Consider the following 26,363-nt stretch of genomic DNA (forward strand, 5'->3'; position numbering starts at 1 on the left):
GTCACCCGAGCTTGGATGTGAGTGCGGGCGGACGCAGATCGATCCGGTTCTTCATCAGCCTGGCCACAGCCGGCCGATGGCTGACGACGATCAGCGTTCTGCCCGCGTCTTCTTTCATCGCCGAAAATACCCGCATCTCGGTGTCTTCGTCGAGCGCGCTCGTGGCCTCGTCCAAAAGCAGGATCTGGGGCCGGCCGGCGAGCGCGCGCGCCAGGCCGATGCGCTGCCTCTGTCCGCCCGAAAGCCGGATCGCCTCGTCGCCCAGCCATTCGTCGAAGCCATAGGGCAGATCTTCGATGAACTCCGTGGCGCACGCCACATCGGCGGCCCAGCGGATATCCTCCTCCGGGATATCGCGACGAAACCGGATGTTGTCGAGGACTGTACCCTCCATCAGCTCGACGTCCTGGCCGGATACGGAGAGCAGTTGCAGCCAGCTGGAGCGGTCGATGCTTGTCAGATCCCGGCCGTCGACCGTGATCACGCCTTGGGTCGGCCGGTTGAGATCGAGGATCATGTTGAGGATGGTCGTCTTGCCGGAGCCGCTTGGCCCGGTCAGAGCCGTCGTCTCGCCTGCCCTGATCGCAAAGCTCAGATCGTGAACCGCTGGCGCGTTCGAGCGCTCGTAGGCGAAGGACACATTGTGAAAGACGATCGCCTCGGCCAGGCGGGTGACCTTCTCCCCTTGCGCGGTCTGCTTGATGTCATCCTTTTCGGCAAGCAGCGCCAGGACGTTCTGCAGCGACGCTTCCATCTCGTAAAGGCTGAGGATCTGCGAGTCGAATCCCTTGATATGCGGCTGAAGCCGATAAAGCAGGATGGTGGCCGAGAGCGCTGCCTTGAAATCGACCGGCAGGAATTCCGAGGACAGGATGATCGTCAGAATGACCCCGAAGGTCAGGATTTCGCTCAGAAGCGAGGTCGTCGCTCCCATCCAGTCCGACCGGCGCCAGGTCTGGCCGACGTCTCTCGAAAGCGTCTCGAAGAGCTGCTGGTGGCGCTTCTCCAGGCCGAAGCTCTTGACTGCCTTCAATGTCTGCAGGGTTGTCCAGCTCAACTGCGTCAAGGCTTCGACTGCGGCCAGGGCGGAGGTGCCGAGACGGCGGTAGGCGCCGGCGAAGAACCCCAGTACGAAATTATGGATGAAGCCGAAGGCCAGCCCGAGCAAGGCGATCGGCCAAGCCATGACCAGCATGCCGACGCCGAAGATCACGATTGTGCCGAAATTGACCCCCAGTCGGACGAGGCTGGCATGGGCAGACGACACCGCGTAGGATTCGGTGGCGATGACATTGATCAGGTCGCTGCGCTCATAGTCCTGAAAGCGCTGGAACGGCATGGTCAGGACCTTGGCGTAGAGGCGGTCCCGCATGCTGTCGCTGATCCGATGGTTGACCGCGCTTGCAATCAGCGAATTGGCGCATCCGAGAAGAATCCGGAACAGGATCGAGCTGATGAGGATGCCGATCAGCACAGGCTTGGAAAGACTGAGGTCGATGCCGCCGAAAAACGCCGGAAGCCATGCGACGGCGCTGCCGGCAACCGGGCCTTCCTGCCCGAGAAGAAAGACGAGGCTAACCAGAAAGGTGATCCCGACCATTTCCGAGAAGCCCGTGAGGATGCCCAGGACGATCATCACCGTCATCTTCAGCCGCAACGAGGGAACGAGTTGGCGAAGCTCACGGAACCGGGCCGCGACCACCAGATAGGCGCCTGTCGGTTTAGCGGAAGCTGGTTTTCGAAACCTATTCATGGCCGGCCGTCCGCGAAGAGGTCGGGCTGATCGCCTGCTCGGCAGGCATGGCCGAGAAACGATCGCTGAATGCCGTTCCGATTTGCGGAATCTCCGCGGCGAAGTGCTTCTTTTGCCGGGCTGGCTTTCCGAGAACATGCCTTGCCATCCGCATGCCCTGGCGTTTCGTCTGGCGCCAGCCCTGCTTGATGCCATGAAGGATCAGCTGCGGGATGTATTTTTTTGCCATCATCGGCGCCAGCCTGCTGAGCTGCGCGTAATCGGCTTGGAAAAACGCCTTGTTGAAATACCAGTGCGCCGTGTGGAATTGGGCTGCCCGGACATCCCGCGCAAGCTGCGGATAACGCGCGATGATCGGGGCCATGACCAGGTTATGGGACTTCAGCATCCGATAGGCGTTGCTGGACATGTTGCCCCTGGTGAAGCGATAGCCTGTGAGGAAATCGGGAACCAAGGCGAAGGGCAGGATCTCGGCGAGCGCCAGATAAAGCTTCAGATCCTCACAGCCTTCGGCGCCATTGTCGCGCAGGCCGGCGTCATAGCCGCCGCAGCGAAGGATCTCCGCCCGCGGCATCAAGGGGGTGCTGCCATTGCCGATGAAGTTTTCCCGCAGCAGCGGCTCGAAGATATTTCCTTGATGCATGACCGGTCGTGAATGGCCGAAGATGATGCCGTTCTCGTCGATCGCCGCATACCAATTGTAGGCGACCCCGTGTCCGCCGGGCAATGTCCTCAGCGCCTGAAGCTGGCGCTCGATCTTCTCAGGGTGCCACACATCATCGGCGTCGACGGGAGCGATATAGGGGCCGCGTGCCTCTCTTATGCCGTGGTTGCGCGCGCGTGCAACCCCGCCATTGTCCTGGCGCAGAACCCGGATACGGCGGTCGCTCAGGCCATAATCGCTCGCAAGTTCGAAGGTCCCATCCCGCGATCCGTCGTCGACCACCAGGATTTCGAGCTTGTCGTAGGACTGGGCAGAGACGCTTCGCAATGTTTCGGCAAGCGTCCTCTCGGCATTGTAAGCCGGTATGACGACGGTGATGAGAGGGGCGGCTGCGCCTGATATTGTCATCCGATAAAGGCTCCCGGCAGGCCAATAAGCTCAGGGAAGGCTTCGAGCGGATGATCGCCGCGCACTTCGAGGCGCGGCAGACCGAAGATATTGTCGGAAAAGCCGGCCTTATCCGGCCGTGTTGTGAAGCCGACCCCGTAGCCGGAAAGCGCCAGAATGCCCGGGACCCTGAAGTCCGTCGCGCCGTAGGGCAGCGCGATGGAGTCGACCGGGGCGCCCAGCCGGTTCCGCAGCACATTGCGCGACAGCATGGCTTCGGCGAGCAGGGCTTCATTGTCCAGCGCAGTGGCCGGTGTGTGGGATGCGAGATGGGAACCGAAGCTGATGCCCTTTTGGTGCAACTCCTGAATCTGCGACCACGACATCAGGGCCGCGGGCTCTCCATAGGCGGAATCCCAGTCCGACCGGCCGCCGACTTTATCGGTCACGACGAACACCTCGGCGCTGAAGCCATTCTCGGCCAGGATCGGGAAGGCGTCCGTCAGGAAATCCAGATAGGCGTCGTCGAAGGTCAGCATGACCGGCCGGCCCTGGATCGGCTTGCCGCTGCGCAAAAGCTCCGCCAGGGTCTGCGCCGTCACGGTGTAATAACCCTGGCGCCGAAGGAACTGCATCTGCTTGCGGAAGATATCAGGCGAGGTGCGGAAGCGCCGGAGTGCGGCGGGGCCATCCCGTGCGATCCGGTGATACATCAGGATGGGAACCGAGGTCGTGACCTCCGTCATCCATGCCGCTTCGCGGTCGACGCCGTCAGGCCCCCAGATGATGTGTTTTGCCACATCCGCATCCAATGGGGTTCCATGCCCCTCGCTGCGTAGGACAGCCGCGGCAACAGGGCCTTTTCGGAACCTGTGGATGGCATAGAGTTCGGTCTCGATCGTCTCTTCCAGGGCCATCCCGGGTTGCGCGGCCAACACCTGCCGGATCGTCCCGACACCGAAAGGATTGCCCCAGTCGAAACCCGTCCGGTTGGGTTCGTCGCGGCGGATATGCGCATGGGCGGTGATGAGGTAGCCGTTCGCCTTCAGCGCGGCCGCCATCTTCCGGCAGGCAGCCGCGAGCATCTCCTCATCCTTCATGTAATACAGCACTTCGGAGCAGACGATGAGATCCTGTTCGGGCGGAAGATCCTGTCTGACGAAATCGAGAACGCGAAGCTCGATATTGCGATGGTCGCGACACCGCTCCACCGCCCTGTCGATCGCCCGCTGGGAAATATCGGTGGCCGTCAGCCGGCCGACCTTTTGCGCCAGCTTTTCGGTGAAAATCCCCTCGGCGCAGGCCAGCTCCAGCACCTTCTCGATCCCTTCTGGGATCAGGCTCAGCGTCTGCGCATATTTCACCTGCTCGTAGACCGAGACGTAGTTCCACGGATCCGGTCGTTCGAAGATATGCTCCCAGTATTCCTCCTCCGAGTGAACGGCAGGAGCTGCCTTTTCTTCCTCTGGGCGCGGCCCGGAGGGGTTTAGGGGGCGTGGCGCCGGGTCGCGCTGGAGGGTCCGCAGGCTGTCGGAGAGCCGTGCATCATTGTCATCGCTGTCGCTTGACGCAGAGGCAAGGAGAGCTTTGCGCCCAAGGCCCACCATCAGTCTTTCCAGGCGGCCGCGCCGCCGGCCGTGCCGGATTATGATCCCGCCGAAGGCTCGGTATCCGCGCAGCGCCTCCCTCGTCCAGGAACCGATATAGGCGAGCGTCGGCGGCGTCTGCAGATGCTCGCCTGCCTGCATCTCCTGCATGATCAGCCGGATTTGCGCCCGGATCGAAAGATCGCCCCAGAGCGGCCCGACAAAGGTGCCGACATGCTGTCCGCGTGAGAAAGCGTGCATGACGAGCGTATCGGCCTGCTCGGCCTTGGGGATCCTGGAAAGCGCGCCCAGCTCGACGCTGACGACTTGGACATTGCCGAGCGTGAAAGATCGCAGGAGATTCGCGGCAGATAGCTGCCAAGCGACGTTCTCCACGATCTTCCGCCCGGTGCCGGGGAAGGAATGCCGCTGGATCAGCTCGATGAGCGAAAGAAAAGTCGGTCGCCATGTGTCGAGTGCATCGATGAGATCGTCGGCCCGATCGGAAAACACTCCCGTCTGCAATCCGTGCATGATCACGTCGACAAGAAAGCCCTCATAGCCCGTGGCATCAGGCATGTCAGGCAGCAGTGCGCCAAGGGCCGCGACATCCAAGGTCGGATCGAGCTTGGCTGCGACGACCCAGGCGAGCATGCGCAGCTGGCTGACGGCGGGCGGGATCCAGCCTGTCTGCGGCCCCTCGGTCGACAAGCCCTGCTGCCTCAGCAGCGCTTGCGCCTTCCTCGTCACGCGAACGGCGTCACGCACCATTTTGACCGGATCGCCGGAGAGCGAGCCGGCCTTCATGCGATAGAAAGCCAGGCACGTGTCGACCCGGCGAAATTCTGCGCCTGCAAAGGCCATGCGCATCCAGAGATCCCAGTCCTCGCCGGTCTGTAGGGTCTCATCCATGCCTCCCAGCCGCTCGAAAAGGCTTTTGGGAAAGACAACCGTATGGATGGCGAGCGCGCAGAAGGAGGAGAACTCGCGCTTGGCGACATCGCCCGCCAGAATGGGGGCTGCTTCCACCCGCAGCAGCCGGCCGTCCGGGGCGACCCGGCGGTAGGCGCAATAGGCGATGACAGGCGGGGAGGCATCCTCTGCCACAGGCAGCATGCTTTCGATGAAGGTCGGATCCAGCCAGTCGTCGGCATCCAGCATGCAGAGCAGGGGCGCCGCCGCCAGGCGTGCGGCATGATTTCGCGCCGCGGCCGCACCGGCATTCGGCTGGCGGGCGGGTAGAATGCGGCTGTCTTTTCCGGCGATGGCCTCGAGAACCTCCCAAGTCCGGTCGCTCGAACCGTCATCGACGACGACGGCCTGCCAGTTCGAGCGTGTCTGTTGCTGCAGGCTGGCAAGACATTCGGCAAGCGTATCGTCTGCATTATAGGCAGGAATGAGGAATGAGATCTCAGGTGTCGCAGCACTCACCATGCAGGCATCTTCCATCGTCGCAGAACATAGAAAGCGCCATTCACGCTGCCGAGCATCTCCTGCTTCAGGAAAAAGTCGTTCGATGTCGCGCCTTTGCGAAATCGTTTCCGTAGCCTTCCGGCATAATATTTCGGAAAGGAGATGAGGATGCGCCTGAGATTGCCGTTATGTCCGGTGTTCTGATACTGCACCAGCAGGGCTGCGACATGGCCGCTCATATATTGGTGGATCTGCTTGGCCAGTCCCTTCATGTCCTTGCGGTGAAAGTGCCAGGCCACAGCCGTCGGCTCGTAGCGGCAGACGTGGCCATGATGGAGCAGCCGGTTCCAGTATTCGGAATCGCCCGAGCAGCCGGCAGCGCCCATGTCGAGACGGACATCGAACAGGCCGATCTCGTCGAAGACCTTGCGGCGGAAGGCCTGGCTTGCGCCGGCGCCGATCGTCCAGACCGGAGCGCCGTAACGCGTGTCCCTGGTATAGAAATCCTGATTGAAGTCCTGCCTGAGATAGCCCCGGCCGAAGCTCCAATGCTTTTCGAAGATGAACTGTGCCGGCGTTGCCAGTTCTCCGGGAAGGACCAATCCCGTCACGCAGGCGATCTCAGGCAGATCGAATCCCTTCATCAGGTTCTCCAGCCATCGCTGGTGGAGAACGACGTCGTCGTCGGTAAAGGCGACGAATTCGGTTCTCGCCGCCCGAACCGCCGCATTGCGGGCATAATCCAGCCCGACCCGGTCTTCACGGACATAGGTGGCGCCCGCTTCCTCCACGACGCGGCGCGTCGCATCGCCTGCTGAGGCATTATCCACCACGATGATCTCGACCGGCTGAAGCGACTGTTCGGGGATCGAGGCCAGGCACCGGCGCAGTTCCTCCGGCCGGTCCTTGGTGCAGATCAGAATGCTGACGTCGCGGTTGCGCACAGGGGTTTGCGCAACGTGACGCGCATGCTCGAGCGTCTCGCGTCGTACGACACGCTCGGCGAGTGCCGCCGCCGTCTCGGGCCTTTCGATATAGGCTTGTCCGACGGGAAGACCATCCGACAGAAAGACCACGAGCCCATCGGAGACCAAAGGCGAAGCCGCATCGAGGTGAGACGTGGCGAGATCAAGATAGTGGATCGGTACGGGAAAACTTATATCCTTCAGATCGGACGGAATGGGTTCTCGCATCGTCACTCTCTCAATCGCCCCGTGAACATACGCCACATGCAGCCGGGGCGCGAGTCTCGAAAGTCATCATGGTTTATTCTGCCGCGTGCGCCTTCATTTGGCTCCTGAACCAATCGAGCGTCTTCGCCACGCCCTGTTCGTAGGTGATTTTGCACGACCACTCGGGCATGACATAATTCGCGTTGGTCAAGTCCGGCCGTCTGTTCGTGGGGTCCTGCGGCGGTGACGGCTCGAAGACGATCGGCACGCCGCCGACGAGTCTGGAGACATATTGCGCGACCTCCAGAACCGAAATCTCGCGATCGTTGCCGACGTTCAGGGGACCCTTGTAGTCGGTTTGATTGATCCAGAAATAGCGCGCGAAACCGTCGACAATGTCGTCGACATAACCCCAGCTGCGCGACTGCAGGCCGTCGCCGAACACGGTAATCGGGCGGCCCGAAAGCGCCTGGGTGATGAAGTTGGAGACGGCGCGCCCATCGTCGGTGCGTGTCCGCGGACCATAGATATTGAAGGGGCGGACGACTTTGACATCGAGCCCTTGCGTGCGCTGCATCTCGAACAGCAGCGACTCCGTGCACCTTTTGCTCTCGTCATAGGACGAGCGCGGACCGGTGCAGTCGACCTGACCCTTGTAGGATTCCGGCTGCGGCGACACCAGAGGATCGCCATAGACTTCCGAAGACGAGGTGAAACCGAAACGTCCGCCCTTCTTCAGCAAGTCGAGCAACCGGAATGCCCCGAGAAGATTGGCGGAGATCGTCCTCTTCGGCTCCTTCATGTACCACGGCGGCGATGCCGGGGATGCAAGGTGATAGATTTCGTCGAACTTATCCGAGGTCTGCAGCGTCTCGACGTCGGATTTCACGAAGTGGAAACGGGGATCCCGGATGTGCGCGATATTTTCGAAAAGCCCCGTCCAGAGGTTGTCAACAACGACCAACTTCTGAATATCCGTCCTCAGCAAAAGTCGATCACACAAGTGGGATCCGATGAAGCCAGCCCCGCCAGAAATCAATACGCTTTTCATTGCTTCGTGCCTCGTGACTTGAGATTAAGCTGATTGTTTATTAGCATTACCTGTAATGCATGACAATTATTTAGAAGAGTTCTAAGAATTACTCGCCTATTAATGTTAATTGTTAGATGTGCCTACTTTAAAGTGTTTCTGCCGATGCCGCGCTCGATCACGAGCTGCCGGGCCGGACTGGATGCTGCCGATGATCGTCGCGCGATCATCACGACCTGCCCGAACTTGACTATCCGTTCCATGAGACGGCCCCACCATTTGCGGTTCGACGAAGGAGTCGGCATGGTATCGACAACCACTCAGACGCGTTCCGGACCCAGAGAGCTGAGGTTGTCTCAACGAAAAGCATGTCTGTCGGTGCAGACACCGCATGCCTGATGTGCGCTATATTTTCGAAAGATCCGCTGCAATGATTGTCAACAACAGCCAGTCTCTGGGTATCATTTTCCAAGTAGAAGTCGTCACATAAATACGATCCGATGAAGTCGAACCCGTTTCTCACGCCATCTCGCTTCGTTACTTGAGGATATAGTATTGTTATTACAGTGATCGAACGTTTTGTATGGGCACGAAGTCCGGGGTGGGTCGGACTTTGGTCTGAATTTTGCGCGTGGAAACGATCGTCATCGTCATTCGACTATCCGCCGCGCGTCTTTTTCAGGCGGGGAGATAACGCGCTAAGGCATTGAATCAAGCTCATTGTTTCCGAAAATCGGTTTCGATTTTCGGAAAGCACGTGTGGCGGTGCCCGGCTCTCCGCATAGCCCGAAACGAACTTTCATTCATCGGTGCCGGCGCCGCAAAAGACGCCGCCGGCACCGTCTGCTTCGTTTAGACCTCGATAATGTAGACGATCGTCAATGCATTGGGATCGACGATCACGATGCGGCCGTCTGCAAGGATGAAGAAGCGGTAGCCTTCATATTGCGGAACGATCTTCACGATGCGCGTCGGCAACCGCTCGAGCCGGACCTTCTTCGGAATCTTCGTTCCGACGGAGACCGTGAAGTTCACTTCTTTCACCGGCTCGACATGCACCTCTTTCACCGCCGTTCGAATTTCGGTCTGCTGTTCGACCGAGATGTTGACGTTGGTCTTGGTGTTCGTCTGGTTGTTCGTCGTGGTGTTGTTCACGTTGGTTTCGGACGAACTCTTGTTCGTCGTCGCGTTCTGGTCGGCAGGTTGCTTTGACGCATCACCGCTCTTGGTGGCGCTGCCGCTATCCGTGCCTTCCGCCGGCTTGGCATTCTGCATGCTGCTCTTCGAGGTGGCGGTGCCGCTGCCATCCGTGGTGGCGGACTTTCCGGCTGGCTTCTGTTCGGCCGTGGCGCCGCCGCTGGCGTCTTGCGATCCGGATTTGGTTTCGGTCGAAGACTTGCCGGATGCACTTCCGCTCTTCGCGTTATCGTTCGAAGGCTGCTCGGCGTTCTTCTGCATGTCGGAACCCTGGCCGGATTTCTGCTGCGTTGACTGGCCCTTGCCTTGCGGGCAGGCTCCGGAAGCGTCGGGGGTGCAGTCGGTGCCTGTCTTGCCGGCGCCGGATTGCGCACCGGCGTCCATGCCCATCTGAGAACCGGGCTGCGCCTGGCCGCTGCTCTTGGTGTCCTGCTGGGCTGCGGCCGGCAGTGCTGCAAGCGGCGATACGCCAAGCGACAGCGCGGCCAGGATCATGGTGAGATGGTTGCTTTTCATAATCGATCTCCGAAGTTTGAACACGCCATACCGCCCGCATTCCCATGCGTCGCATGCGTGCCCTAATGGTTGGAAAGGGCGGCCGCAGCCGCTCGTCGGTCACTGGATGACCTGGATGACCTTCCGGGAGGAAGGTTCGACGATCACACGCTGTTCGTTGACGATCGCGTATGCATATTTCGGATCGTCGGGAATTGGCGTCACCACGACGGTCTCCGGCAGAGGCTGCCCGACGACGACCTTCTCCTTCACAACGACGCGTTCGGCCGGAGCCGGAGCCTGCTGTACATAGGTCACCACCTTCTGCGGCGGCGGGTCGATGACGCTGCCCGCCACGCCGCCGACGATGCCGCCGACAGCAGCACCGACCGGGCCGCCGACAATCGCGCCCGTTGCAGCACCACCCGCCGCGCCTGTGACCGTCGATGACTGCGCAAAGGCAGATGTCGATGCCAACAGGACGCTGGCGGCAATTCCTACTGCTTTGATATTCATCCGTTTTCCTCCTTCAATGCGGTTGGTTCCGCTGGTGAGCCAAACCTGAAAATGGAGGAAGTGTTCCCGGGCTGGGACTTCATGCCGGGGCTGGCCCGGACTATGGTCCTAGAGCCTCCAGCCCGGCCGGACAGTGTCCGTCATTGCGTCGGGAATCGACTCAACATCCGATCCTGAACGTTCTCCGGGCCGACGATCATCGCTGCCAGCGAGATGGCTTTTTCCCGGGCTTCGGGTTTTGTTATATAGCCTTCGAGCAGCACGACAGGACCGAGCATCCTGATCTCGATGGCGCTGCTGTCGAGATCCGGATCGGCGGAAAGGGCTGCTTCGATTGTTGCGATGGTCGATGCCGAACTATGGCCTTGCGGACAGCGCTCTTCATGGCTGTGGTTTTCGGGGCCGAACTTCATATACTCCTCCTGTTCCGTCCCCTCCACGGACCTTACGTTGCCTCAACCCACTATATGAGCAGCGGGTCCTCAGGCCGCCAGTCCGACTTAGGTCCGGCTTTCCCTCGCTGCCATCCTGCCTAGATTCTCCTCATCCTTGTTGAAAGGACATCAGGGAGGTTCGGTCGTTGTAGCTGAACTCCAGTCAGAACCTCCCTGGTGAAGCATCAGGTGCCGATCGGCGCGAGATAAAAGGCGGTTATCCATGCAAAAGATCGGCATAGTGGATTGGCGCAGGAGCGAAGACTTCGCGCCTGTGATGCTTGTCATCGGCGGCAAGCCCAGGCTGGTTCGCTCTCTCCATGAGGTCGCCGACGCCCTTATTGCCGCCTGGCCGACAGACGACGGCAAGGAATATATCGCAGCCATAAAAACATGCCTGGATGCCATCCAGGGCAATATTCCGGCCACGGTAGCCCGCGCCGCACTCATTCACGCTGCGGAAGAAGCCGGAATTCGCGTCATCGCGGTCGTTCACTGAGATTTTTGCAAGCTCGTGCAGCGCATCAAGCCTTGATGATTGCGGTCAGCCCTCCGGGGGCGACGCAAACCGGCTCGCATCGAACAGGTCTATGGCGGCGACCGGAGTGATGTCCTGACCTGAGGTCGCGGCATCGACCTCACGATGAACCGTGCGGGGGGAAACGCGAGGCGCGTTCAATTCCATCACCTCGCCGGGAGAATGCAGCGCCCATTTCATCAGCGCCGCGTCCGTGGTCGTTTCAAAGAAACTTGCTTCTTCCCAGGAAGCGGTCATCGGCAGGGAGGCGATCATATCCGCGCCCTGCTTGGAGGCCTGGTGTGCAACACGGAGAGGTTCGAAGCGCGCGTAGCCCGGCAATGCGGGCGCAGGTCTGGCCGGAAGCACTTCAATTGGGCCGATCGATGCCGTCTCCAGTTTGTCATCCACATCAGCGTCGTGCTCAAGGGCAGCCGGCCGCATCGCCGGTATCGGAATCGGCAAAGATGCAAGATCCCCAGCGGACCGTTTGTCATCCTGCTCGACCGCGCCGGTCTGCAGCGCCAGCGCATTCAATGCCCGGCTGCGGGGCGTGGGCAGAAGCGCCGTCATGAGCTTATTGTCTGTGGTGTCGCCGCCCGGCCCGGTCGCCGCGCCCACCTCTTCGTCTTCTCCAGCGGTGCTGGCGATCTGGATCGAGGTGGAGCTGCCGCGCTTCCTGTAGTTCGCAACCGCCTGATTGTATCCAGGCAGCGGCCGGCCATCGGCAGGGAGATGCATCGTCTGCCCGTTCGGGAACAGTCGGGCGAGTTCCTGCCGGGACATGCGGGGCCAGGCCCTGACATTGCCGACGTCGAGATGCACGAAGGGCGATCCCGAGGTCGGATAATATCCGACGCCGCCGCCCTGCATCTGCATGGCCAGCGCCCGCAGCGTCGAAAGCTTCACGCCGGGAACGTAGAAATCCATCGCCTTGCCCAGCATATGCTGGCTCTTCTTGGCGACGCCCGTGCTGCGCGAGCGGTTGCGGAGCATGTTGTTGGTGGTGGGCGAACGATAGGCGGAGACGATATGGATATAGTCCTTGCCGCCGCTGCGCTTATACACCTCCCAGACCAGGTCGAGCAGCCGCGGATCCATCCGGGTCGGCTCGTTCCTTCGCCAGTCGCGCAGAAACCGATTGATCTGGGCAAGGCCTTTGGGATCGAACTTTCCGTCGCGCTTATAGGTGATCGTGGCCCGCTCGCCGGTATGGGTAAAGAACAGCTTCAGGGCCCGGTCTTCGGCCGAGGCAACGGATGCCGAGCCGACAAGCGCCGGCAGCGCAAACAGAGCCGGCAGAATGGTCTTCGCGACCAACCGTTCCGCACGCGACAGCAGCGTGGCAATTCCGCCCAAGCCTGCGCCCGATAATCCTCGCACTGGATACTTCAACACGAACAATCCCGCCTACACCAAACACGCGACGATGTGCGGGAACCTCCGCATCCATCACGCCCAGTAAAGCCAGCTTATGGTCAACAAATCGCTAACAAGCGTAACCGGTGCTCCGCTCCTACACTGTCCTCGCCGCCCCAATCCGCCTTTCTATGGACGAGCAACGGGAGTTTTCTCCATAGCAGGCGCGATCTCTCACCCAACCGGATTATTGAAATCACCGGTCCGGTCTATATTTGAGCAGGTTTCGGCGACCCTATGAGAAATAGTCGTCGATTGGGCTCGATCTTCGCGACGAACGCTCTTTTAAAGATCATGCCCGAAGCAAGCGGATGTGGCTGGTGTAAAGGAACCCTCATGGCTGGAGCAGCCTTGATCGGTCTGAGGCTCCATGTCATCGGATGATGTTTGAAGGTAACGGCATGCGCAAAACAATGGCAGTCGGCCTCGCCGCCTTGATCGCCATGTACTTTCTCGGCGGCATGAGCGCGAGACATGAGACATTTCCTTGGCCACAACTTTCCGCGATGAGGAAAATGGTTGGCGGAGAGAAGGCGACTGCTCCAAGCCGTTATACGTTCGACGACAAGGAACGACTCATCGGGGATGAATCAAAAACGCTTGTGACCTGCCCGGCTCAAACTGACCGAACGGCTGTCTTACTCATTCTTGGCCAATCGAACGCGGCCAACGACAGTGGACAACGGTACAAGTCAAATTATGGCGCTCGCGTTATAAACGCCTTTGACAAACGGTGCTTCATCGCCGCGTCGCCACTTCTTGGATCGACCGATACCAAGGGAGAGTATTGGACGCTTCTTGGCAACAATTTGATCGCATCGGGACAAAATGACAGCGTCATCCTCGCACCCCTCGCATATTCCGGATCTGAGGTCGCACGATGGGCGAAAGGCGGTGACCTCAATCCTATGCTGGTCGATACATTGAAACAGCTTCAGGATTCCGGTTATCGGATAACGAACGTCCTCTGGATGCAAGGAGAGGCGGACCTCGTTATCGGCACCACTGCGGAGGCCTACCAGAACCGTTTCATGTCGATGGTTGACACATTGCGTCAGTACGGCGTCGAAGCACCGGTTTACATTTCGATCGCATCGAAATGCCTCGAACCGAGCAACGGCGGCTTCAAGGAGCATATTCCGGACAACGCGATAGTACGGGCGCAACTGGCCCTATCAAGAAGCGGCCCCGGTATCCGAGAGGGCGTCAATTCCGACGCGTTGCTCGATGGAGAAGACCGCTACGACGATTGCCATATCGGGGGCACAGGCGCGGAGAAACTGTCGCGGGCCTGGCTGAACCTTTTGCGCGGCGATGGCCGACTGGAAACCTCGCGATAATCTTCCCAGAACCGGTTTTCGCGCCTTAGCGAGCTTCAGCTTCAGGCTCTGAAAGCTGAACAAACTCTATGTCCTCAGAAGTTTGGACTATTCTCATGGCCCTCCAACTCAGGGCACCCCCTGATGTTGCCGAAACCGATCGTTCGCCGGTCGCCGGATTCATCCAGACCTCTGAGCACGATGATATTCTCATCCTGCTGTATAATCTCGCTACGATAGATACCGGCCCGAATCGCCCGGTTTTTCGCTTGGCTTATATTGCATTGCCCGGGCGGCGGAGTGACATGCCAGTATCTCGTACCTTGCCCATCCGAATGCCATCCGCCGGAAGCAGCGAATCCCGACAGACTGGATAGCAGTATGCCAGATGCCAATATCATGCTGCCTAGAACCAGTTTCATGTCATCTCCGTAAGCTGCGGCAGGGCTCGTCTTCATTCTGCTTGTCCTGTTTTTCAACGGACAACCGGGTTTCCCATGGCGTCACCACCACATTAAGTGGCTCGCGCTAACACTGTGCTAACGCCGGTTTCGGCGGCAATTTGCGGATATTGGCGCGGGTTGCGCCGGCGTTGCTCGCCGAGGATCAAAAGGAGCCCCGCCGAAACGCGCCTATTTGTGGAAAGGACGGACCGCACAGGAAGGAAGGGAAGCGGACAACCCCAGTTATGGGGCGCCTGTGCGATCCTTGTGCTCTAACAGTAGATAGCCGGAAAAGTTCCTTAAGGTTCCTGACCAATGAATGGCTCCGAACCGGCAGGAGAGGGCGGATCGCGAAGATTGCAAGGGGTGTGCTGCTGGAGACAGGAGACTCCTCTGCGCGATCCGCTCCGAGCCAAGTAACACTTTTGTATGACAACAGTTCCGGTGTAATTCTGCGCGGCAATAGTATTGTCGACTTCAAGGGACCTGCTAATGCCAAAAAAAGGACCCCGCTTCTGAGCGGGGCTAAGGTTGAGGTGGGCCGAACAGCTAAATGTCGTGTGGCTGTTGTATAACAAATCTCCGCACGGCCCGAAGGTATTACGATCAACGGAGCAAATTGTTCCGTGCCGACAGATTTTTTTAATCAGTCGCACAATTCGTTCCGCCACTTCGGGCTCCACGTCCTGGCGAAGCCATTCTTTAGCAGTTTCTTGTCGACTTCAGGCCGTGCTCGGCCAGCAGTCTTTCAGCCAAAGGTCGCTTCCCGCAGCGGCATCGGGCGTTCGGCTTCCGGGCGTGGATCACCCGATCCAAACCCGGATATGCTCTCTAACTCCCCGCCCTCAGCAATGCCGCCGTCCGCCTTAGCCAGTCGGCGGGATCGTGGCGGTGATAGACCTGTTCCGACGGCTCGATGTTGTCCAGGAACCGCCGATAGATCACGGCCTGCCTGGCCGCGGCAATGGGCGCGAGGAGGCCGGCCGCACGAGCGGGCTCGCAGCCGGGCAGCCGGGCCAGCCATGCGCGAGCCCAGTGCTCCTTGATCGTCTCCACGTACTCGGATGCGACGCGGTCGAGAAATGCCGGCTGGTCTAGCATCGGATGGCCGATCCCGCTGTCGCCCCAATCAAGTAGAGTAAGGGTTCGTTCTGTTCCGCGAAAGTTGCCGGGATGAAGATCGCCGTGGACCAGCGTATCAGGCAATCCGCAGGACTCGAGCGCGGCAAAGCGGTCGGCGAGACCGCTGACGAAACGCTGGAGCAGCGTAAGCTCGTTCCGAGGCAGCTCCTCGCTTGCACGCTCCGTCACATCGCCGATCGCAGCGATCAAAGCCGGACCGCCCCAGTCCGGCAGTCCCATGGAGCGCAATTGATCAACGCGGCCGGTCCACGATGACTGCAGCTCAACCAGTAGGGTCACCATCTCGAGCAGTCGCGGCAACGGCGCCTCGTACATGTCCTCGCCCGCGATTTCTGCGAGCAGCATGCGTCCGCCGTCGTGGCCAAGCAGTTCCGGAACGGGACGGCCGGCCAATGCTGTGATGACGCGCGGCTCGTGCGCGAAGAATGGCGGCACGACTTTTAGCCATACAGTTTGGCGGGCGACAGGAATGCGCCAGATGCTGGATAGATTCCAGCTTCGGATCTGGACAGGCATCCCGGCGGGCGCCAAGCCATGCCCGGCTAGTATGCGCGTCGCCCAAGCGAGATCGGCGGCAGGCCCGCCGGGTTCAGCGTAGCTTTGGCGCAGCGGGTGGGGCTCGAGTCGCCCTGCCCAGACCTCGGTCGGAACGGACTGTGCGACCTCGGCCAGATACGTGACCTCCCCACCGTGCGGTCGGTCGCGAACTGCCTCCAGCAGCCGCAGGATCGTGACATCGATCCCATAGTATTCGCGGACGGCTAGGACTACCGACTGCGCATCCTGCCACCAAGGAAGATCAACCGGGACCAGTGCCAGTCGGCCGATCACGGCACCCTCTGGCGTAACGAGCACCAGACGGGCGACACGCGGCGGCGGCTCCGATTGCTTTTCGCCGTCCATGGTTCCCCTCGCGACTCCCCAAACACAAAAGCGGGATGACGTTGGCGCAATGTGACCGTAGTGACAACGAATCCTTGCTACGACTCGTTCTGGTGTCTAGCTTTTCGATGCTCGCGCATCCGCGCTCCGCTGCATGACGCAGTTCGCTACCGCAACATTATCTCCGAGCATGCTCTCCCTGAAATGACGAGGATCTGACATGCTTGCTGAACGTCATACGACACCGGAATCCAACCCCGTCGACGCAGCTATGGCCTGGCACGGAGGGGATCCGCGCGCAACCATCGATGCTCTGCTCAAGGATCGGGAACGGCTGTGCGAACAGCTTGCAATGGCCCAGGCATGCATCAGCAAGGGCTATACGCGCGGTTGGCTGCCCGGCGCTGAATTCGAGGGGTGATGACGATAACTGCGGAGACGAGCAGCATCCCGGGGTTCGTCGCAGAACTTGTACGGCAAATGAAGTTGACCGCCGACCGCGGGCGAAATCGAGAGCTTGTTGCCTCGTGCGATGATCACGGTGCGCGATCTGCGCCAGCAAGCTGGCATCCCTCGAAGTGGTACCGAACACGATGCAATCGTCCGGCTGGATATCGTGGCAAAAGGCATCGTCACATTTTCCCAAGCGAATATTTCGGCAACCCGTCGCGAAGCGGCAGATTTGGTCCGGAGTTTCTGGATCATTGTCGACAGCGGGACCATAGTGACCTTGAAGCCGTCGCGGTAAAGCAACAGCGATCGTCCTCCCGTGTGATTTAGGCTAGTAGCCTCCCCGGCGCATGGGGGGCGTCCTTGCGATTGATCGTTATTCGAAGAGAGCACGGCGAAGATGCCGTTGGCGCGAGACCGGACGTCGAGCGCTACCCTATTGGCGGCCCAGTTTCCAACTGTCCCCAGACGGACAGGCTACGCCGTTGAAGCGCGTCATGCCGTCGAGCGATTGCCGACTGGTTACAAAACCGCGACATCCGTCCGGCCCATCGTTACTGGCATCGATCTGTTCGATAACGCCCGCGCTGCCCGTCGATGGGTTGGCCCAAGCAAGCGCAGTCGCACCGACAGCACCGCGACCGACTGTATCTGCGATCACCGCTTGATCGGTCAAAGGCGTCTGGTGCTGGATTGCTGACTGGGCGAGGGGAGTCTCAAGCGGCTCGATATGAGAGCACGCCGCCAAGGCCGCGATGCTCATTGCCGAGATGAAGTGCTTCGGAGTCATCGCTCGGATAAAGCGCTTTGCCTGTTGTGTTTCAAGTTACGAATAGTTCACATTCTGGCGAGGTCTGAAGAAAACGAGGTCGCGTTTCAACCGTTCGCTACGATTACCGTGATGACCAAGTCTCCGTTGCTCGCCCAAGCGACACCCAGTAGTCTCGTCGTCTCATCGACATATCGACAGTGGCACGCATCGATTCCATGGCAATTCTCTTCAAAACAACAATCAGCGAAAACACCGCATTCGAGATGATCGAACGGTCACTGTCAGGTGTTTACCAATATGACGGTTATCTCAATGTCGTTAGCGATGCGGGCGAGACGGCATTGTCTTGGGGTCCGGCAATGCATGCCGAAGAGTTCAAGGCAGAAGTCAGCCAAATCCTGCGGCAGACTTGGGATGCTGCCTGCTTCTGGGTCATTTATGAGCGCCGCGAAGACCGGAAGGATCCAGAAGGGACTGACATCCGTAACGCGGCTTTCCGCCTGACGCGCGGATACAGCGGCGTTATCGTTGTCACGCTCAGCCTCCTCGGGAAGCGTGACAGCGCCAACGACCTGGAACTCGTCTTCGTCTGCTTCGAGCAGGATTTTCACAGGAGGAATTTTCGCGTGCGCTATGAGGGTAAGCCGATACCAAACCCGGACTGATGTTGCGAGGACGTGTGCTCACGCGCGCGACCCGTTCTACGTTCGATTTGCAGACGAGGGCAAGGCACGAGAACTGGCGACCATCGCTTCGCTCATCGAGACCGGCAAACTCAATGCCGTCGATCCGCAGACCTATCTCACCGCCACACTCACTGCCATAGATAAGCTATTGCCGTGGAAGGAAATCACAGACTTCGACTTTGACGACGGCCCGCTTAAGATGTGTTGGAACTGGCAACACCATCGCACGCAGGATGCTCCGACAGAGTACCTATGCCCATGATCAATCGGGAGGTTGGCCGCCCGCGAACCGTCGGTGCCGAGGGTTAAGGGGGATTCCCGAAAACGAGTTTGAAAAGGGTGCTCCGGATCAGGGGCAGACACCCTTTTCGTGCTGAGTTTTGCAGTCTCAGCGGAACGGAAATTAGCAGAGAGATTGCTGTCTACCATCGGACCGAAGTCCGACTCACTCGCAATAATTCGTCGATGTCAGCAGCCGAGGTGACACCATCAATTGAGTTGCATTGTGCCTCTACGTCAGGGTTGTGGCGGACGCTTCGAGGGTCAACGCGCTTACAAAAAAACAGGCGCAGGAAGGATTGCGCAGGGCCTACATCCATGCTCTCGCGTCCGAGGCGCGCGTGCCCGCTTGTTGAAGTGGAGGGCCGAGCTGTCTCCTCGTCGGCCATGGACCCTCGACCAGGTGAAAAGGCTAAGGGGGCGCAGCTTATGGCTATGGGGCAGTCTTCAAAACGGTGGCGCACCCGACAGGATTCGAACCTGTGACCTTTGGAATCGGAATCCAACACTCTATCCAGCTGAGCTACGGGTGCATGCCGAAGGCGGTTTGAATCGCCTGTCCGATGGGTGGTTCTTAGCCTAGCTTGCGGCCGGCTTCAATCGCGAAATTCTCAGAAATACCGATGCTTGCGGTTTGGCGGGTGTTTTTATCCGTCAGCCTGTGAGAACGCATAAAAAACTCCGCCGGCCTTGCGGGCGGCGGAGCGTTGTTGTCGTGGGCTGTCGCCTGGTGGCGGTCAGATCTGCATGGCGCCGGGGCCGGGGATGGCTTTCGGCGGCACCTTGCCGAGGATGATCATGCCCAGCACCTCGTCCTTGGTCACGTCCTCGGTGCGGGCGTGGCCCACCACCTGGCCGTTCTTCATCACCGAGACGCGGTCGGCGAGGTCGAAGACGTCGTGGATGTCGTGGCTGATGAGGAAGATGCCAATGCCTTCCTTCTTCAGCTGCTTGATCAGTTCGCCCACCTGCGCCGTCTCCTGGGGGCCGAGCGCTGCCGTCGGCTCGTCCATGATCAGGATGCGGGCGTTGAAGAGGATGGCGCGGGCGATCGCCACCGATTGCCGCTGGCCGCCCGAGAGCGCCTTCACCGGCTCCTTGAAGCGTTTGAAGTTGGGGTTGAGCCGCCCCATCACTTCGCGGGCCGAGGCCTCCATCGCCACGTCGTCGAGCGTGCCCCAGCGGGTCTTCAGCTCGCGGCCGAGATAGAGGTTGGCGGCGGCGTCGACATTGTCGGCGACGGCGAGCGTCTGGTAGATCGTCTCGATCCCGTATTTCTTGGCATCGCGCGGATTGCGGATGTCGGCCGGCTCGCCGTTGATCAGGATCTCGCCGCCATCGCGCTTGTAGGCGCCGGAGAGGATCTTGATGAGCGTCGACTTGCCGGCGCCGTTATGGCCGAGCAGGGCGACCACTTCGCCGGGGTAGAGATCGACCGAGGCATTGTCCACGGCGTGAATGCCGCCGAAGGCGATCGAGATGTTTTTCAGTTCCACGAGGGGAGTGCGTTGATCAGCCATATCCAGGGCTCCTCTCACTTGGCACGGGCGCGGTAGACGGTGTCGAGCCAGACCGCCACGACAAGGACGGTGCCGACGACGACGCTCTGCAGCGGCGTGTCGACATGTGCGAGCACCATGCCCGACTGCAGCGACTGCATGACGAGCGCGCCGAGCATGGCGCCGGCGATGGTGCCGGTGCCGCCTGCCAGCGACGTTCCGCCGATAACGGCGGCGGCGATGGTGTAGAGCTCGTCGAGCGTGCCCTGCGAGTTCGTCGCGGCGTTGAGGCGGGCGGTTGATATCGCCGCCGCGATGGCTGCGAGTACACCCATCAGCGCGAAGATGCGCACCGTCACCCAGCGGGTCTTGATGCCGGCGAGTTCGGCCGCCTCGGGGTTGCCGCCGATCGCGAAGACATAGCGGCCGAAGCGCAGGCGTGTCGCGATGAAGGTCATGATGATGCCGACCACGATGGCGATCAGCACCGGCACGGCGATGCCGTAGGGAATATCGAGGCCCGTTTCCGGCCAGGGGATATTGTTGGTCTCGGCATATTTCTTGGCGATATTGATCGGCCAGTAATAGCTGTTGGCGATCGAGACGGCGCCGAGGATCAGGAAGCAGCTGAGGATGGCGAGGAAATATTCCGCCCAGATCGGCCGGCGCGGAAAGCCGAAGCGGCGGCGCTGATGGCGCGAGCCGATGATGCTGGCGATGACGAAGAGGCAGGCGGCGATGCCGACGATCCAGCTCCAGGTGGCGCCGATCGAGCCTTCGGCGCCGCCACCCATGATGCGGAAGGTCTGGTCCATCGGCGCAACCGTCTGGCCGCTGGTGACGAGCCAGGTCGCGCCGCGCCAGACGAGCAGGCCGCCGAGGGTGACGATGAAGGAGGGAACGTTCAGGAAGGCGATGATGACGCCCTGGAAGGCGCCGATCAGGAAGCCGGCTGCGATGCCGATCAGCAGCGTGATCGCCCAGGTGAAGGGGCTGTCGAAGCCGATATATTCCGGCAGGATCTTGGCCTGCGTGACACCCATGATCATGCCGCAGAGGCCGAGCACGGAACCGACCGAAAGATCGATGTTGCGGGTGACGATGATCAGCACCATGCCCGTCGTCATGATGGCGATGTCGGTCGTCTGAACCGAGAGGTTCCAGAGATTGCGCGGGGTCAGGAACAGGCCGCCGGTGATGATGTGGAAACCGATCCAGATGATGATGAGCGCGCCGATCATGCCGAGCAGGCGTGTGTCGATCTCGGTGGCGCGGAAGAAGCGGGTCACCGGATTGGCTTCCGCCGTTCGCGGCCCGCTTGATGTTGTGGATTTTACCATTTCGGCCATGGGTTTGCCGTTCCCCCACTGTGTTTGGACGGACGCGCCGGCGTGCCCGAATCTGCCATCGGCGTCATGCGTCTGTTCTTCAACTAACCATCGCGATGCTTGCGGAAACCGGTCGCGTGGCGTCGCGACACCCTTCCGGCAGGGAATGAAAACCCGCGATGGTGCGGCGAGGCGGAGAAAACTTCGTCGTTGGAATTCTCATCCGCGTCCGGCGCCGCAGCGATGTTGCGCTGCGGCGCCGGCAATTTCAATTACAGCCGCGGCTTACTTGCAGGCAGCGACGGTGTCGGCCTTGACGCCCTGGCAGGCTTCCGCCTTGGAGATCCAGCCGGCGTCGATGACGACGTTCAGGTTGTCCTTGGTGATCGCCAGCGGCTTCAGGAAGACCGACTGCATTTCAACACCCTTCGGGCCGCCCTTGAAAGCCTGGGCGCCGTCGATCTTGCTCATGTCCTTGCCGCCGGCGAGGTCTAGAGCGATTTCTGCGGCGCGCTTGCCGAGTTCCCGGCTGTCCTTCCAGACGGAAACCGTCTGCGTGCCGAGAGCGATGCGGTTCAGCGCCGCCTTGTCACCGTCCTGGCCGGAAACCGGAACGGAGCCGGCAAGACCCTGCGCGTCGAGCGCTGCGATCGCGCCGCCGGCCGTGCCGTCGTTCGAAGCGACGACGGCGTCAACCTTGTTGTTGTTGGCGGTCAGGAACTGCTCCATGTTGCGCTGGGCGTTCTCCGGCAGCCAGCCGTCGGTATAGGCTTCGCCGACATTCTTGATCTTGCCGGCGTCGATCGCGGCCTTCAGCACTTCCTGTTGGCCCGAGAACAGGAAGTCGGCGTTCGGGTCCGAAGACGAGCCCTTGATGAAGACGTAGTTGCCTTCCGGCTTGGCCTTGAAGACGCCTTCAGCCTGCAGGCGGCCGACTTCCTTGTTGTCGAAGGTGATGTAGAAGGCAGCCGGGTTTTCGATCAGGCGGTCGTAGCCGACCACCGGAATGCCTTCAGCAGCGGCCTTTTCGATGGCCGGGCCGATTGCGTCGGAGTCCTGAGCGAGGATGATCAGCGCGTTGGCGCCTTGCGAAATCAGCGATTCGACGTCGGTGAGCTGCTTTGCGGCAGAAGACTGCGCGTCAGCGGAAATATACTTGGCGCCCTTGGCTTCGAGAGCCTTCTTGATGGCGGCTTCGTCCGTCTTCCAGCGCTCTTCCTGGAAATTCGACCAGGAAACACCGACGACGAGATCGGCAGCCATGGCAGCGGTATGTACGGAAACGAGGATGGCAGCGCCGGCCATCAATTTGAAAATAGACTTCATAATGTCCTCCCGAGTGAGTTGCGGCCGGCCCAGCCCATGCTTCCTCCGGCCACCGCGAAAAAGCCTGTCGGGAAAGGTTTGGATTTTTTTCTCGACAGTCGAGAAATTTAGTGTCAGAGATTTTTTCAACTGTCAACACTGCACTACCGGCTTAATTCGCTTGCGCAACAGCAGCCGGAGATGCAGTGGAAACCACGGGAAGAGCAAGCAGGAGGAGAGGGCGGCATTCATGCTGACCAAGTCGAGCACGGAGCTGGTCCGGCAGAGAAACAGCGTGCTCGTGCTGTCCGTGCTGCGCCGCCACGGCGCGCTCGCCCATACCGAAATATCCGATTCCACCGGGCTTTCCTCAGCCACCATCTCGGCGATCACCGCCGACTTGGAAAAAGCCCAGATCATCGAGAAATCCGAGCAGCAGCCGGCAAGCGGGCGTGGCCGGCCGCGCGTGCTTTTGCGCCAGCGGCGCGATTGCGGCTATCTCATCGTCGTCATCATCTCCTCGGATGCGGTGCAATATTCGCTTGTGGATTATGCCGGCAAGCTGATCGACCGCTTCAGCGAGGAGCGTTCGCATGATCCGGCGGGTGCCGTGCGCTTCGTCGCAGCAGTACGCGCCGGGCTTTCGCGCATTCTCGATCGTTCGAAGATTACGCAGGAAAAGGTGCTGCTGATCTCGATCAGCAGCAAGGGGCTGGTCAACTCCACCGAGCCGGTTCTAGTCTGGTCGCCCATCTTCGGCAGCGAGCAGATCGATTTCGAATCGGCGCTCCGGCCGGAATGGCAGGCCAAGGTAATCCTGGATAACGAGACGCTTTTAGTCGCCGCAGCGCTCGGCGCGCGTGAAGAAAATATGAAGGGCGCCGATTTCCGCTCGCTCGCCGCCCTTTCGCTCGGCCACAGCATCGGGCTCGGCATCGTCCGGCGCGGCAACCAGACGGGCCAGGAGATCTCGGCCCCCAATTTCGGGCACATGCTGCATATGGCCAATGGCGGCCTCTGCCGCTGCGGCACACGCGGCTGCATCGAGGCCTATGCCGGTTTTTACGCCATCCTGCGCAGCGCCTTCGAAGTGCCGCTCGATACCATCCCGGCCAAATTCGTGCCGGTGGCGGAACTCGACAAGATCGCCGCCAAGGCGCGCCAGGGTCACCGCATCTCCGCCTTCGCCTTCCGCCAGGCAGGGCTGGCGCTCGGCAACGGCCTGTCGCGCATGCTGAGCCTGACCGAGCGCATGCCGATCGCCATCACGGGCCCGGGCACACGTTATTACGACCTTCTCCGCCAGGGGATCGAAGAGGGCCTCGGGCAATCGCATGTCGTGCGCATGGAGGGCATGCCCGAGATCAGGGTGGTCCCCGAAGAACAGATCCTCGTCTTCGAAGGCCATCTGAACCGGGCGCTATCGGTGATCGATCAGGATATCGTACTCTCGGGCGTACAGAGCGCGGAATGAGGGCGCGTTGCTGAAATGCATGGGGAGCAGGTGTCCTTTCTCCGACATAGAGTCAAACGCCACCAAACGCGAAATGGCCGGGCAAATGCCCGGCCATCTCATGCATGGCTTCCGGTCGGGAGAGGGCCGTCAGCCGATCTTGATGAGCTTGCCTTCCTTGACGGACTGAACCGCGGCATCGGCGAGCGCCAGCGCTGCGAGGCCATCTGCGCCAGACGGCGAGATCTTCGAACCCTTCTCGATCGCGGCGATGAAGGCTGCGATCTCGTTGGCATAGGCTTCGGTGTAACGGGTCATGAAGAAATCATGCAGCGGCGGGCGGGTGTAGCCGTCGCCGTTTGCCACCTCGATCGAAACAGGACGCTGGTTTTCGGCCGCAGCCATGCCCTTTGCGCCATGCACTTCGATGCGCTGGTCATAGCCGTAGGTGGCGCGGCGGGAGTTGGAGATCACCGCCTGCTTGCCCGATTTCGTCTGCAGGATCACCGAGACGCTGTCATAGTCGCCGGCTTCGCCGATCGCCTTGTCGACGAGCACGGCAGCGGTCGCCAGAACCGAGACCGGCTCTTCGCCGAGCAGGAAGCGGGCCATGTCGAAGTCATGGATCGTCATGTCGCGGAAGATGCCGCCCGAGCGCTTTATGTAATCGACCGGCGGGGCGCCGGGGTCGCGCGAGGTGATCGTCACCATCTCGACATCGCCGATCTTGCCGTCGTCGATGACCTTGCGCACGGCCATGAAATGCGGGTCGAAGCGGCGGTTGAAGCCGACCATCAGCTTGGCGCCGGTCTCTTCCACCACCTTGATGCAGGACTTGACGCGGGCGACGTCGAGATCGATCGGCTTTTCGCAGAAGATCGCCTTGCCGGCGCGGGCGAAGCGTTCGATCAGGTCGGCATGTGTATCCGTCGGCGTGCAGATGACGACGGCGTCGATATCCTTGGCGGCTTCGATCGCCTCGATGGTGCGGACTTCGCAGCCATAGGCGGAGGCGATCGCTTCGGCAGCCTGCGGAAAGGCGTCGGCGACCGCGACGAGCGTCGCATTGGCGTCGCCACTGACGGCCTTTGCATGGACCTTGCCGATGCGGCCGGCGCCGAGAAGACCAAATCTCACTGTCATTCTAACCTCCCTTGAATTCGGAACAAATAAACCGAATTGCCAAAAATCTGGAATTTTCATTCCATCTTCTGCGGACCACGTCAAGCCCGCGGATCTTTCACATTTGCAAGATTCGAACCAGAGCCTTCCTGGTCGGATTGAAGTCTTCTACCGGGCCGGGTTTTGGTCGAGGCAGAGCCGATAGTCTCTGATCCTGGCGTAAAGATGCCCGGTCTTTCAGCCAAGAGAATACTTTAATCTGATCAGGAAAGGTTCTAGAGACAATCGCAGCACGGGCCGAAGGCGGTGCGACATATGCGACCGCGGGGCAGGAATGCAAATCATCGATCCGAACCATCCGGCATACCGTCATCTTTGGGTGCGTGTTGCCATTATTGCCGTCTGCTTCGGCTGGGCCGTGGTCGAATTCGTCACCGGCGATCCGTTCTGGGGCGTGCTCGCGGGCGGGGCAGGCGCCTATTCCTTCTATATGTTGTTCTGGACCTTCAATCCGCAGCCGCCGGTCATCGAGCCACCCGTGCAGCCCGACGCCGAGGACGAGGACGAACCCGCGGCGACCGCTGAAAAACCTTCGAAGGACGGGCCCGCGGAATAGTCAGCGGCCGATTCGGCGCAGTGCTTCGTCGATCAGCAGGTTGGCCAGCATCATCCGCTTCGTCGCATTGTCGCGGAAGGGCAGCGCGACGCCATCGGGGTGATTGGCCCGGGCGAAGGCGCGGCGCTTCTCGCGCAGTGTCAGCGGCGTATCGGCGGCGGAGATCGCCAGTTCGGCGGCAACCTCCTGCGGTGTCGTGCGGGCGAGATGATCCGGCATGGCGGGCTCGGCTGGAGGCGCAGGCGCCGGCTTTTCCACGACCCCAGCGGCGGCATCGAGATCCAGATTGTCGAAATAGGCCTGGCCGACGCGCTGCGAGGCAGCTGAGACGCCCTCCATGACATCGAAGGCAAGGCCGGTGCCGAGGCCGGAAACGCGATGGGCGGCCGGCGCATCGGCGTCTTCGGCCGTCTCGTCCTCCGCCTTCAGCCGCTCGAGGACTGATTGAAATACCGACTGCCCGAACAGCATCACGCCTCCCTT

General features: G+C 60.6%; 24 protein-coding genes, 1 tRNA gene and 1 pseudogene. 8 read left to right on the forward strand and 18 right to left on the reverse strand.

Annotated elements, in window-relative coordinates; genetic code table 11:
* Nucleotide 1 precedes the first annotated feature (1 nt).
* From FHX10_RS01035 to FHX10_RS01070, 8 genes are all read right to left on the reverse strand, one after another.
* Nucleotides 2-1,753, reverse strand: a complete 1,752-nt coding sequence (locus FHX10_RS01035; RefSeq protein ID WP_028758123.1) for an ABC transporter ATP-binding protein — start codon at nucleotides 1,751-1,753, stop codon at nucleotides 2-4.
* Nucleotides 1,746-2,819: a glycosyltransferase family 2 protein gene (locus tag FHX10_RS01040; protein WP_176707356.1), complete on the reverse strand. Its 1,074-nt coding sequence runs from the start codon at nucleotides 2,817-2,819 to the stop codon at nucleotides 1,746-1,748. Before FHX10_RS01040 ends, FHX10_RS01035 begins: the two co-directional genes overlap by 8 nt.
* Nucleotides 2,820-2,821: 2 nt before the next feature.
* Complete coding sequence (locus FHX10_RS01045; protein ID WP_063474442.1) at nucleotides 2,822-5,824, reverse strand: trifunctional glycosyltransferase/class I SAM-dependent methyltransferase/polysaccharide deacetylase; 3,003 nt, start codon at nucleotides 5,822-5,824, stop codon at nucleotides 2,822-2,824.
* Entirely contained in the window at nucleotides 5,818-7,038 is a 1,221-nt protein-coding gene (locus FHX10_RS01050; protein WP_063474443.1) for a glycosyltransferase family 2 protein, read from the reverse strand. Before FHX10_RS01050 ends, FHX10_RS01045 begins: the two co-directional genes overlap by 7 nt.
* 31 nt (nucleotides 7,039-7,069) lie before the next feature.
* Nucleotides 7,070-8,026 carry an NAD-dependent epimerase/dehydratase family protein gene (locus FHX10_RS01055; RefSeq protein WP_063474444.1) on the reverse strand — a complete coding sequence of 319 codons (957 nt, stop codon included), beginning with the start codon at nucleotides 8,024-8,026 and terminating at the stop codon, nucleotides 7,070-7,072.
* An 831-nt stretch (nucleotides 8,027-8,857) separates the two neighbouring features.
* Entirely contained in the window at nucleotides 8,858-9,718 is an 861-nt protein-coding gene (locus FHX10_RS01060; RefSeq protein ID WP_063474445.1) for a DUF1236 domain-containing protein, read from the reverse strand.
* Nucleotides 9,719-9,817: 99 nt separating this feature from the next.
* Nucleotides 9,818-10,213 (reverse strand): DUF1236 domain-containing protein, encoded by a 396-nt coding sequence (locus FHX10_RS01065; RefSeq protein WP_063474446.1) that lies wholly within the window; start codon nucleotides 10,211-10,213, stop codon nucleotides 9,818-9,820.
* A gap of 140 nt (nucleotides 10,214-10,353) precedes the next feature.
* A complete protein-coding gene (locus FHX10_RS01070) occupies nucleotides 10,354-10,626 on the reverse strand; it encodes a BON domain-containing protein (protein ID WP_063474447.1) in 273 nt (90 codons plus the stop codon).
* A 244-nt stretch (nucleotides 10,627-10,870) separates the two neighbouring features.
* Between FHX10_RS01070 and FHX10_RS01075 the strand changes: the two genes are divergently transcribed.
* Complete coding sequence (locus tag FHX10_RS01075) at nucleotides 10,871-11,146, forward strand: DUF982 domain-containing protein (RefSeq protein WP_047611492.1); 276 nt, start codon at nucleotides 10,871-10,873, stop codon at nucleotides 11,144-11,146.
* A 45-nt stretch (nucleotides 11,147-11,191) separates the two neighbouring features.
* Here the strand turns inward: FHX10_RS01075 and FHX10_RS01080 are convergent, their stop codons facing one another.
* The gene (locus tag FHX10_RS01080; RefSeq protein WP_063474448.1) at nucleotides 11,192-12,568 is read right to left on the reverse strand and encodes a DUF882 domain-containing protein; all 1,377 of its coding nucleotides are present in this window, start codon (nucleotides 12,566-12,568) and stop codon (nucleotides 11,192-11,194) included.
* Nucleotides 12,569-12,984: 416 nt separating this feature from the next.
* Between FHX10_RS01080 and FHX10_RS01085 the strand changes: the two genes are divergently transcribed.
* Complete coding sequence (locus FHX10_RS01085; protein WP_063474688.1) at nucleotides 12,985-13,923, forward strand: sialate O-acetylesterase; 939 nt, start codon at nucleotides 12,985-12,987, stop codon at nucleotides 13,921-13,923.
* A 74-nt stretch (nucleotides 13,924-13,997) separates the two neighbouring features.
* Here FHX10_RS01085 and FHX10_RS34890 read toward each other — a convergent pair whose 3' ends face one another.
* Both FHX10_RS34890 and FHX10_RS01090 read right to left on the reverse strand, forming a co-directional pair.
* Nucleotides 13,998-14,360 carry a hypothetical protein gene (locus tag FHX10_RS34890; protein WP_245294557.1) on the reverse strand — a complete coding sequence of 121 codons (363 nt, stop codon included), beginning with the start codon at nucleotides 14,358-14,360 and terminating at the stop codon, nucleotides 13,998-14,000.
* An 816-nt stretch (nucleotides 14,361-15,176) separates the two neighbouring features.
* Nucleotides 15,177-16,391, reverse strand: a complete 1,215-nt coding sequence (locus FHX10_RS01090; protein ID WP_063474449.1) for a phosphotransferase family protein — start codon at nucleotides 16,389-16,391, stop codon at nucleotides 15,177-15,179.
* Nucleotides 16,392-16,590: 199 nt separating this feature from the next.
* On the opposite strand from FHX10_RS01090, the gene FHX10_RS01095 reads away from it, so the two are divergent.
* The gene (locus FHX10_RS01095) at nucleotides 16,591-16,791 is read left to right on the forward strand and encodes a hypothetical protein (protein ID WP_063474450.1); all 201 of its coding nucleotides are present in this window, start codon (nucleotides 16,591-16,593) and stop codon (nucleotides 16,789-16,791) included.
* A 99-nt stretch (nucleotides 16,792-16,890) separates the two neighbouring features.
* Nucleotides 16,891-17,118, forward strand: coding sequence for a hypothetical protein (locus tag FHX10_RS01100; RefSeq protein WP_143541105.1), 228 nt, complete (start codon nucleotides 16,891-16,893; stop codon nucleotides 17,116-17,118).
* 138 nt (nucleotides 17,119-17,256) lie between these two features.
* On the opposite strand, the gene FHX10_RS01105 is transcribed toward FHX10_RS01100, so the two are convergent.
* A complete protein-coding gene (locus FHX10_RS01105; protein ID WP_063474452.1) occupies nucleotides 17,257-17,610 on the reverse strand; it encodes an RT0821/Lpp0805 family surface protein in 354 nt (117 codons plus the stop codon).
* Between the two features lie 197 nt (nucleotides 17,611-17,807).
* On the opposite strand from FHX10_RS01105, the gene FHX10_RS01110 reads away from it, so the two are divergent.
* Both FHX10_RS01110 and FHX10_RS35635 read left to right on the forward strand, forming a co-directional pair.
* On the forward strand, nucleotides 17,808-18,257 hold the full coding sequence (locus FHX10_RS01110; RefSeq protein ID WP_063474690.1) for a hypothetical protein: 450 nt from the start codon (nucleotides 17,808-17,810) through the stop codon (nucleotides 18,255-18,257).
* Between the two features lie 64 nt (nucleotides 18,258-18,321).
* Nucleotides 18,322-18,435: pseudogene (locus FHX10_RS35635) on the forward strand (transposase domain-containing protein); the annotation flags it as partial.
* Between the two features lie 578 nt (nucleotides 18,436-19,013).
* Here FHX10_RS35635 and FHX10_RS01120 read toward each other — a convergent pair.
* From FHX10_RS01120 to xylF, 4 genes are all read right to left on the reverse strand, one after another.
* Nucleotides 19,014-19,090: transfer RNA gene (locus FHX10_RS01120), tRNA-Arg, on the reverse strand.
* A gap of 204 nt (nucleotides 19,091-19,294) precedes the next feature.
* Entirely contained in the window at nucleotides 19,295-20,077 is a 783-nt protein-coding gene (locus FHX10_RS01125) for an ATP-binding cassette domain-containing protein (protein WP_047611477.1), read from the reverse strand.
* A gap of 14 nt (nucleotides 20,078-20,091) precedes the next feature.
* Nucleotides 20,092-21,405 carry a sugar ABC transporter permease gene (locus tag FHX10_RS01130; RefSeq protein ID WP_063474454.1) on the reverse strand — a complete coding sequence of 438 codons (1,314 nt, stop codon included), beginning with the start codon at nucleotides 21,403-21,405 and terminating at the stop codon, nucleotides 20,092-20,094.
* A gap of 264 nt (nucleotides 21,406-21,669) precedes the next feature.
* Nucleotides 21,670-22,710, reverse strand: coding sequence for a D-xylose ABC transporter substrate-binding protein (gene xylF, locus FHX10_RS01135; protein WP_047614359.1), 1,041 nt, complete (start codon nucleotides 22,708-22,710; stop codon nucleotides 21,670-21,672).
* A 229-nt stretch (nucleotides 22,711-22,939) separates the two neighbouring features.
* Between xylF and FHX10_RS01140 the strand changes: the two genes are divergently transcribed.
* The gene (locus FHX10_RS01140) at nucleotides 22,940-24,163 is read left to right on the forward strand and encodes an ROK family protein (RefSeq protein ID WP_063474455.1); all 1,224 of its coding nucleotides are present in this window, start codon (nucleotides 22,940-22,942) and stop codon (nucleotides 24,161-24,163) included.
* A 129-nt stretch (nucleotides 24,164-24,292) separates the two neighbouring features.
* On the opposite strand, the gene iolG is transcribed toward FHX10_RS01140, so the two are convergent.
* On the reverse strand, nucleotides 24,293-25,285 hold the full coding sequence (gene iolG, locus FHX10_RS01145) for an inositol 2-dehydrogenase (RefSeq protein WP_063474456.1): 993 nt from the start codon (nucleotides 25,283-25,285) through the stop codon (nucleotides 24,293-24,295).
* A 313-nt stretch (nucleotides 25,286-25,598) separates the two neighbouring features.
* Here iolG and FHX10_RS01150 point away from each other — a divergent pair, with 313 nt between their 5' ends.
* Nucleotides 25,599-25,880, forward strand: coding sequence for a hypothetical protein (locus FHX10_RS01150; protein ID WP_063474457.1), 282 nt, complete (start codon nucleotides 25,599-25,601; stop codon nucleotides 25,878-25,880).
* Here the strand turns inward: FHX10_RS01150 and FHX10_RS01155 are convergent, their stop codons facing one another.
* Nucleotides 25,881-26,351 carry a hypothetical protein gene (locus FHX10_RS01155; RefSeq protein WP_063474458.1) on the reverse strand — a complete coding sequence of 157 codons (471 nt, stop codon included), beginning with the start codon at nucleotides 26,349-26,351 and terminating at the stop codon, nucleotides 25,881-25,883.
* Nucleotides 26,352-26,363 lie beyond the last annotated feature (12 nt).

This window comes from Rhizobium sp. BK591, from assembly GCF_014195045.1.
Lineage (GTDB): Bacteria > Pseudomonadota > Alphaproteobacteria > Rhizobiales > Rhizobiaceae > Rhizobium > Rhizobium anhuiense.

What these genes read in the sequence shown, in the direction of transcription:
- FHX10_RS01035 (WP_028758123.1), bottom strand. Translation starts at nt 1,753, where the DNA reads ATGAATAGGTTTCGAAAACCAGCTTCCGCTAAACCGACAGGCGCCTAT.
- FHX10_RS01045 (WP_063474442.1), bottom strand. Translation starts at nt 5,824, where the DNA reads ATGGTGAGTGCTGCGACACCTGAGATCTCATTCCTCATTCCTGCCTAT.
- FHX10_RS01055 (WP_063474444.1), bottom strand. Translation starts at nt 8,026, where the DNA reads ATGAAAAGCGTATTGATTTCTGGCGGGGCTGGCTTCATCGGATCCCAC.
- FHX10_RS01060 (WP_063474445.1), bottom strand. Translation starts at nt 9,718, where the DNA reads ATGAAAAGCAACCATCTCACCATGATCCTGGCCGCGCTGTCGCTTGGC.
- FHX10_RS01065 (WP_063474446.1), bottom strand. Translation starts at nt 10,213, where the DNA reads ATGAATATCAAAGCAGTAGGAATTGCCGCCAGCGTCCTGTTGGCATCG.
- FHX10_RS01070 (WP_063474447.1), bottom strand. Translation starts at nt 10,626, where the DNA reads ATGAAGTTCGGCCCCGAAAACCACAGCCATGAAGAGCGCTGTCCGCAA.
- FHX10_RS01075 (WP_047611492.1), top strand. Translation starts at nt 10,871, where the DNA reads ATGCAAAAGATCGGCATAGTGGATTGGCGCAGGAGCGAAGACTTCGCG.
- FHX10_RS01085 (WP_063474688.1), top strand. Translation starts at nt 12,985, where the DNA reads ATGCGCAAAACAATGGCAGTCGGCCTCGCCGCCTTGATCGCCATGTAC.
- FHX10_RS34890 (WP_245294557.1), bottom strand. Translation starts at nt 14,360, where the DNA reads ATGAAGACGAGCCCTGCCGCAGCTTACGGAGATGACATGAAACTGGTT.
- FHX10_RS01090 (WP_063474449.1), bottom strand. Translation starts at nt 16,391, where the DNA reads ATGGACGGCGAAAAGCAATCGGAGCCGCCGCCGCGTGTCGCCCGTCTG.
- FHX10_RS01095 (WP_063474450.1), top strand. Translation starts at nt 16,591, where the DNA reads ATGCTTGCTGAACGTCATACGACACCGGAATCCAACCCCGTCGACGCA.
- FHX10_RS01105 (WP_063474452.1), bottom strand. Translation starts at nt 17,610, where the DNA reads ATGACTCCGAAGCACTTCATCTCGGCAATGAGCATCGCGGCCTTGGCG.
- FHX10_RS01110 (WP_063474690.1), top strand. Translation starts at nt 17,808, where the DNA reads ATGGCAATTCTCTTCAAAACAACAATCAGCGAAAACACCGCATTCGAG.
- FHX10_RS01125 (WP_047611477.1), bottom strand. Translation starts at nt 20,077, where the DNA reads ATGGCTGATCAACGCACTCCCCTCGTGGAACTGAAAAACATCTCGATC.
- FHX10_RS01130 (WP_063474454.1), bottom strand. Translation starts at nt 21,405, where the DNA reads ATGGCCGAAATGGTAAAATCCACAACATCAAGCGGGCCGCGAACGGCG.
- xylF (WP_047614359.1), bottom strand. Translation starts at nt 22,710, where the DNA reads ATGAAGTCTATTTTCAAATTGATGGCCGGCGCTGCCATCCTCGTTTCC.
- FHX10_RS01140 (WP_063474455.1), top strand. Translation starts at nt 22,940, where the DNA reads ATGCTGACCAAGTCGAGCACGGAGCTGGTCCGGCAGAGAAACAGCGTG.
- iolG (WP_063474456.1), bottom strand. Translation starts at nt 25,285, where the DNA reads ATGACAGTGAGATTTGGTCTTCTCGGCGCCGGCCGCATCGGCAAGGTC.
- FHX10_RS01150 (WP_063474457.1), top strand. Translation starts at nt 25,599, where the DNA reads ATGCAAATCATCGATCCGAACCATCCGGCATACCGTCATCTTTGGGTG.
- FHX10_RS01155 (WP_063474458.1), bottom strand. Translation starts at nt 26,351, where the DNA reads ATGCTGTTCGGGCAGTCGGTATTTCAATCAGTCCTCGAGCGGCTGAAG.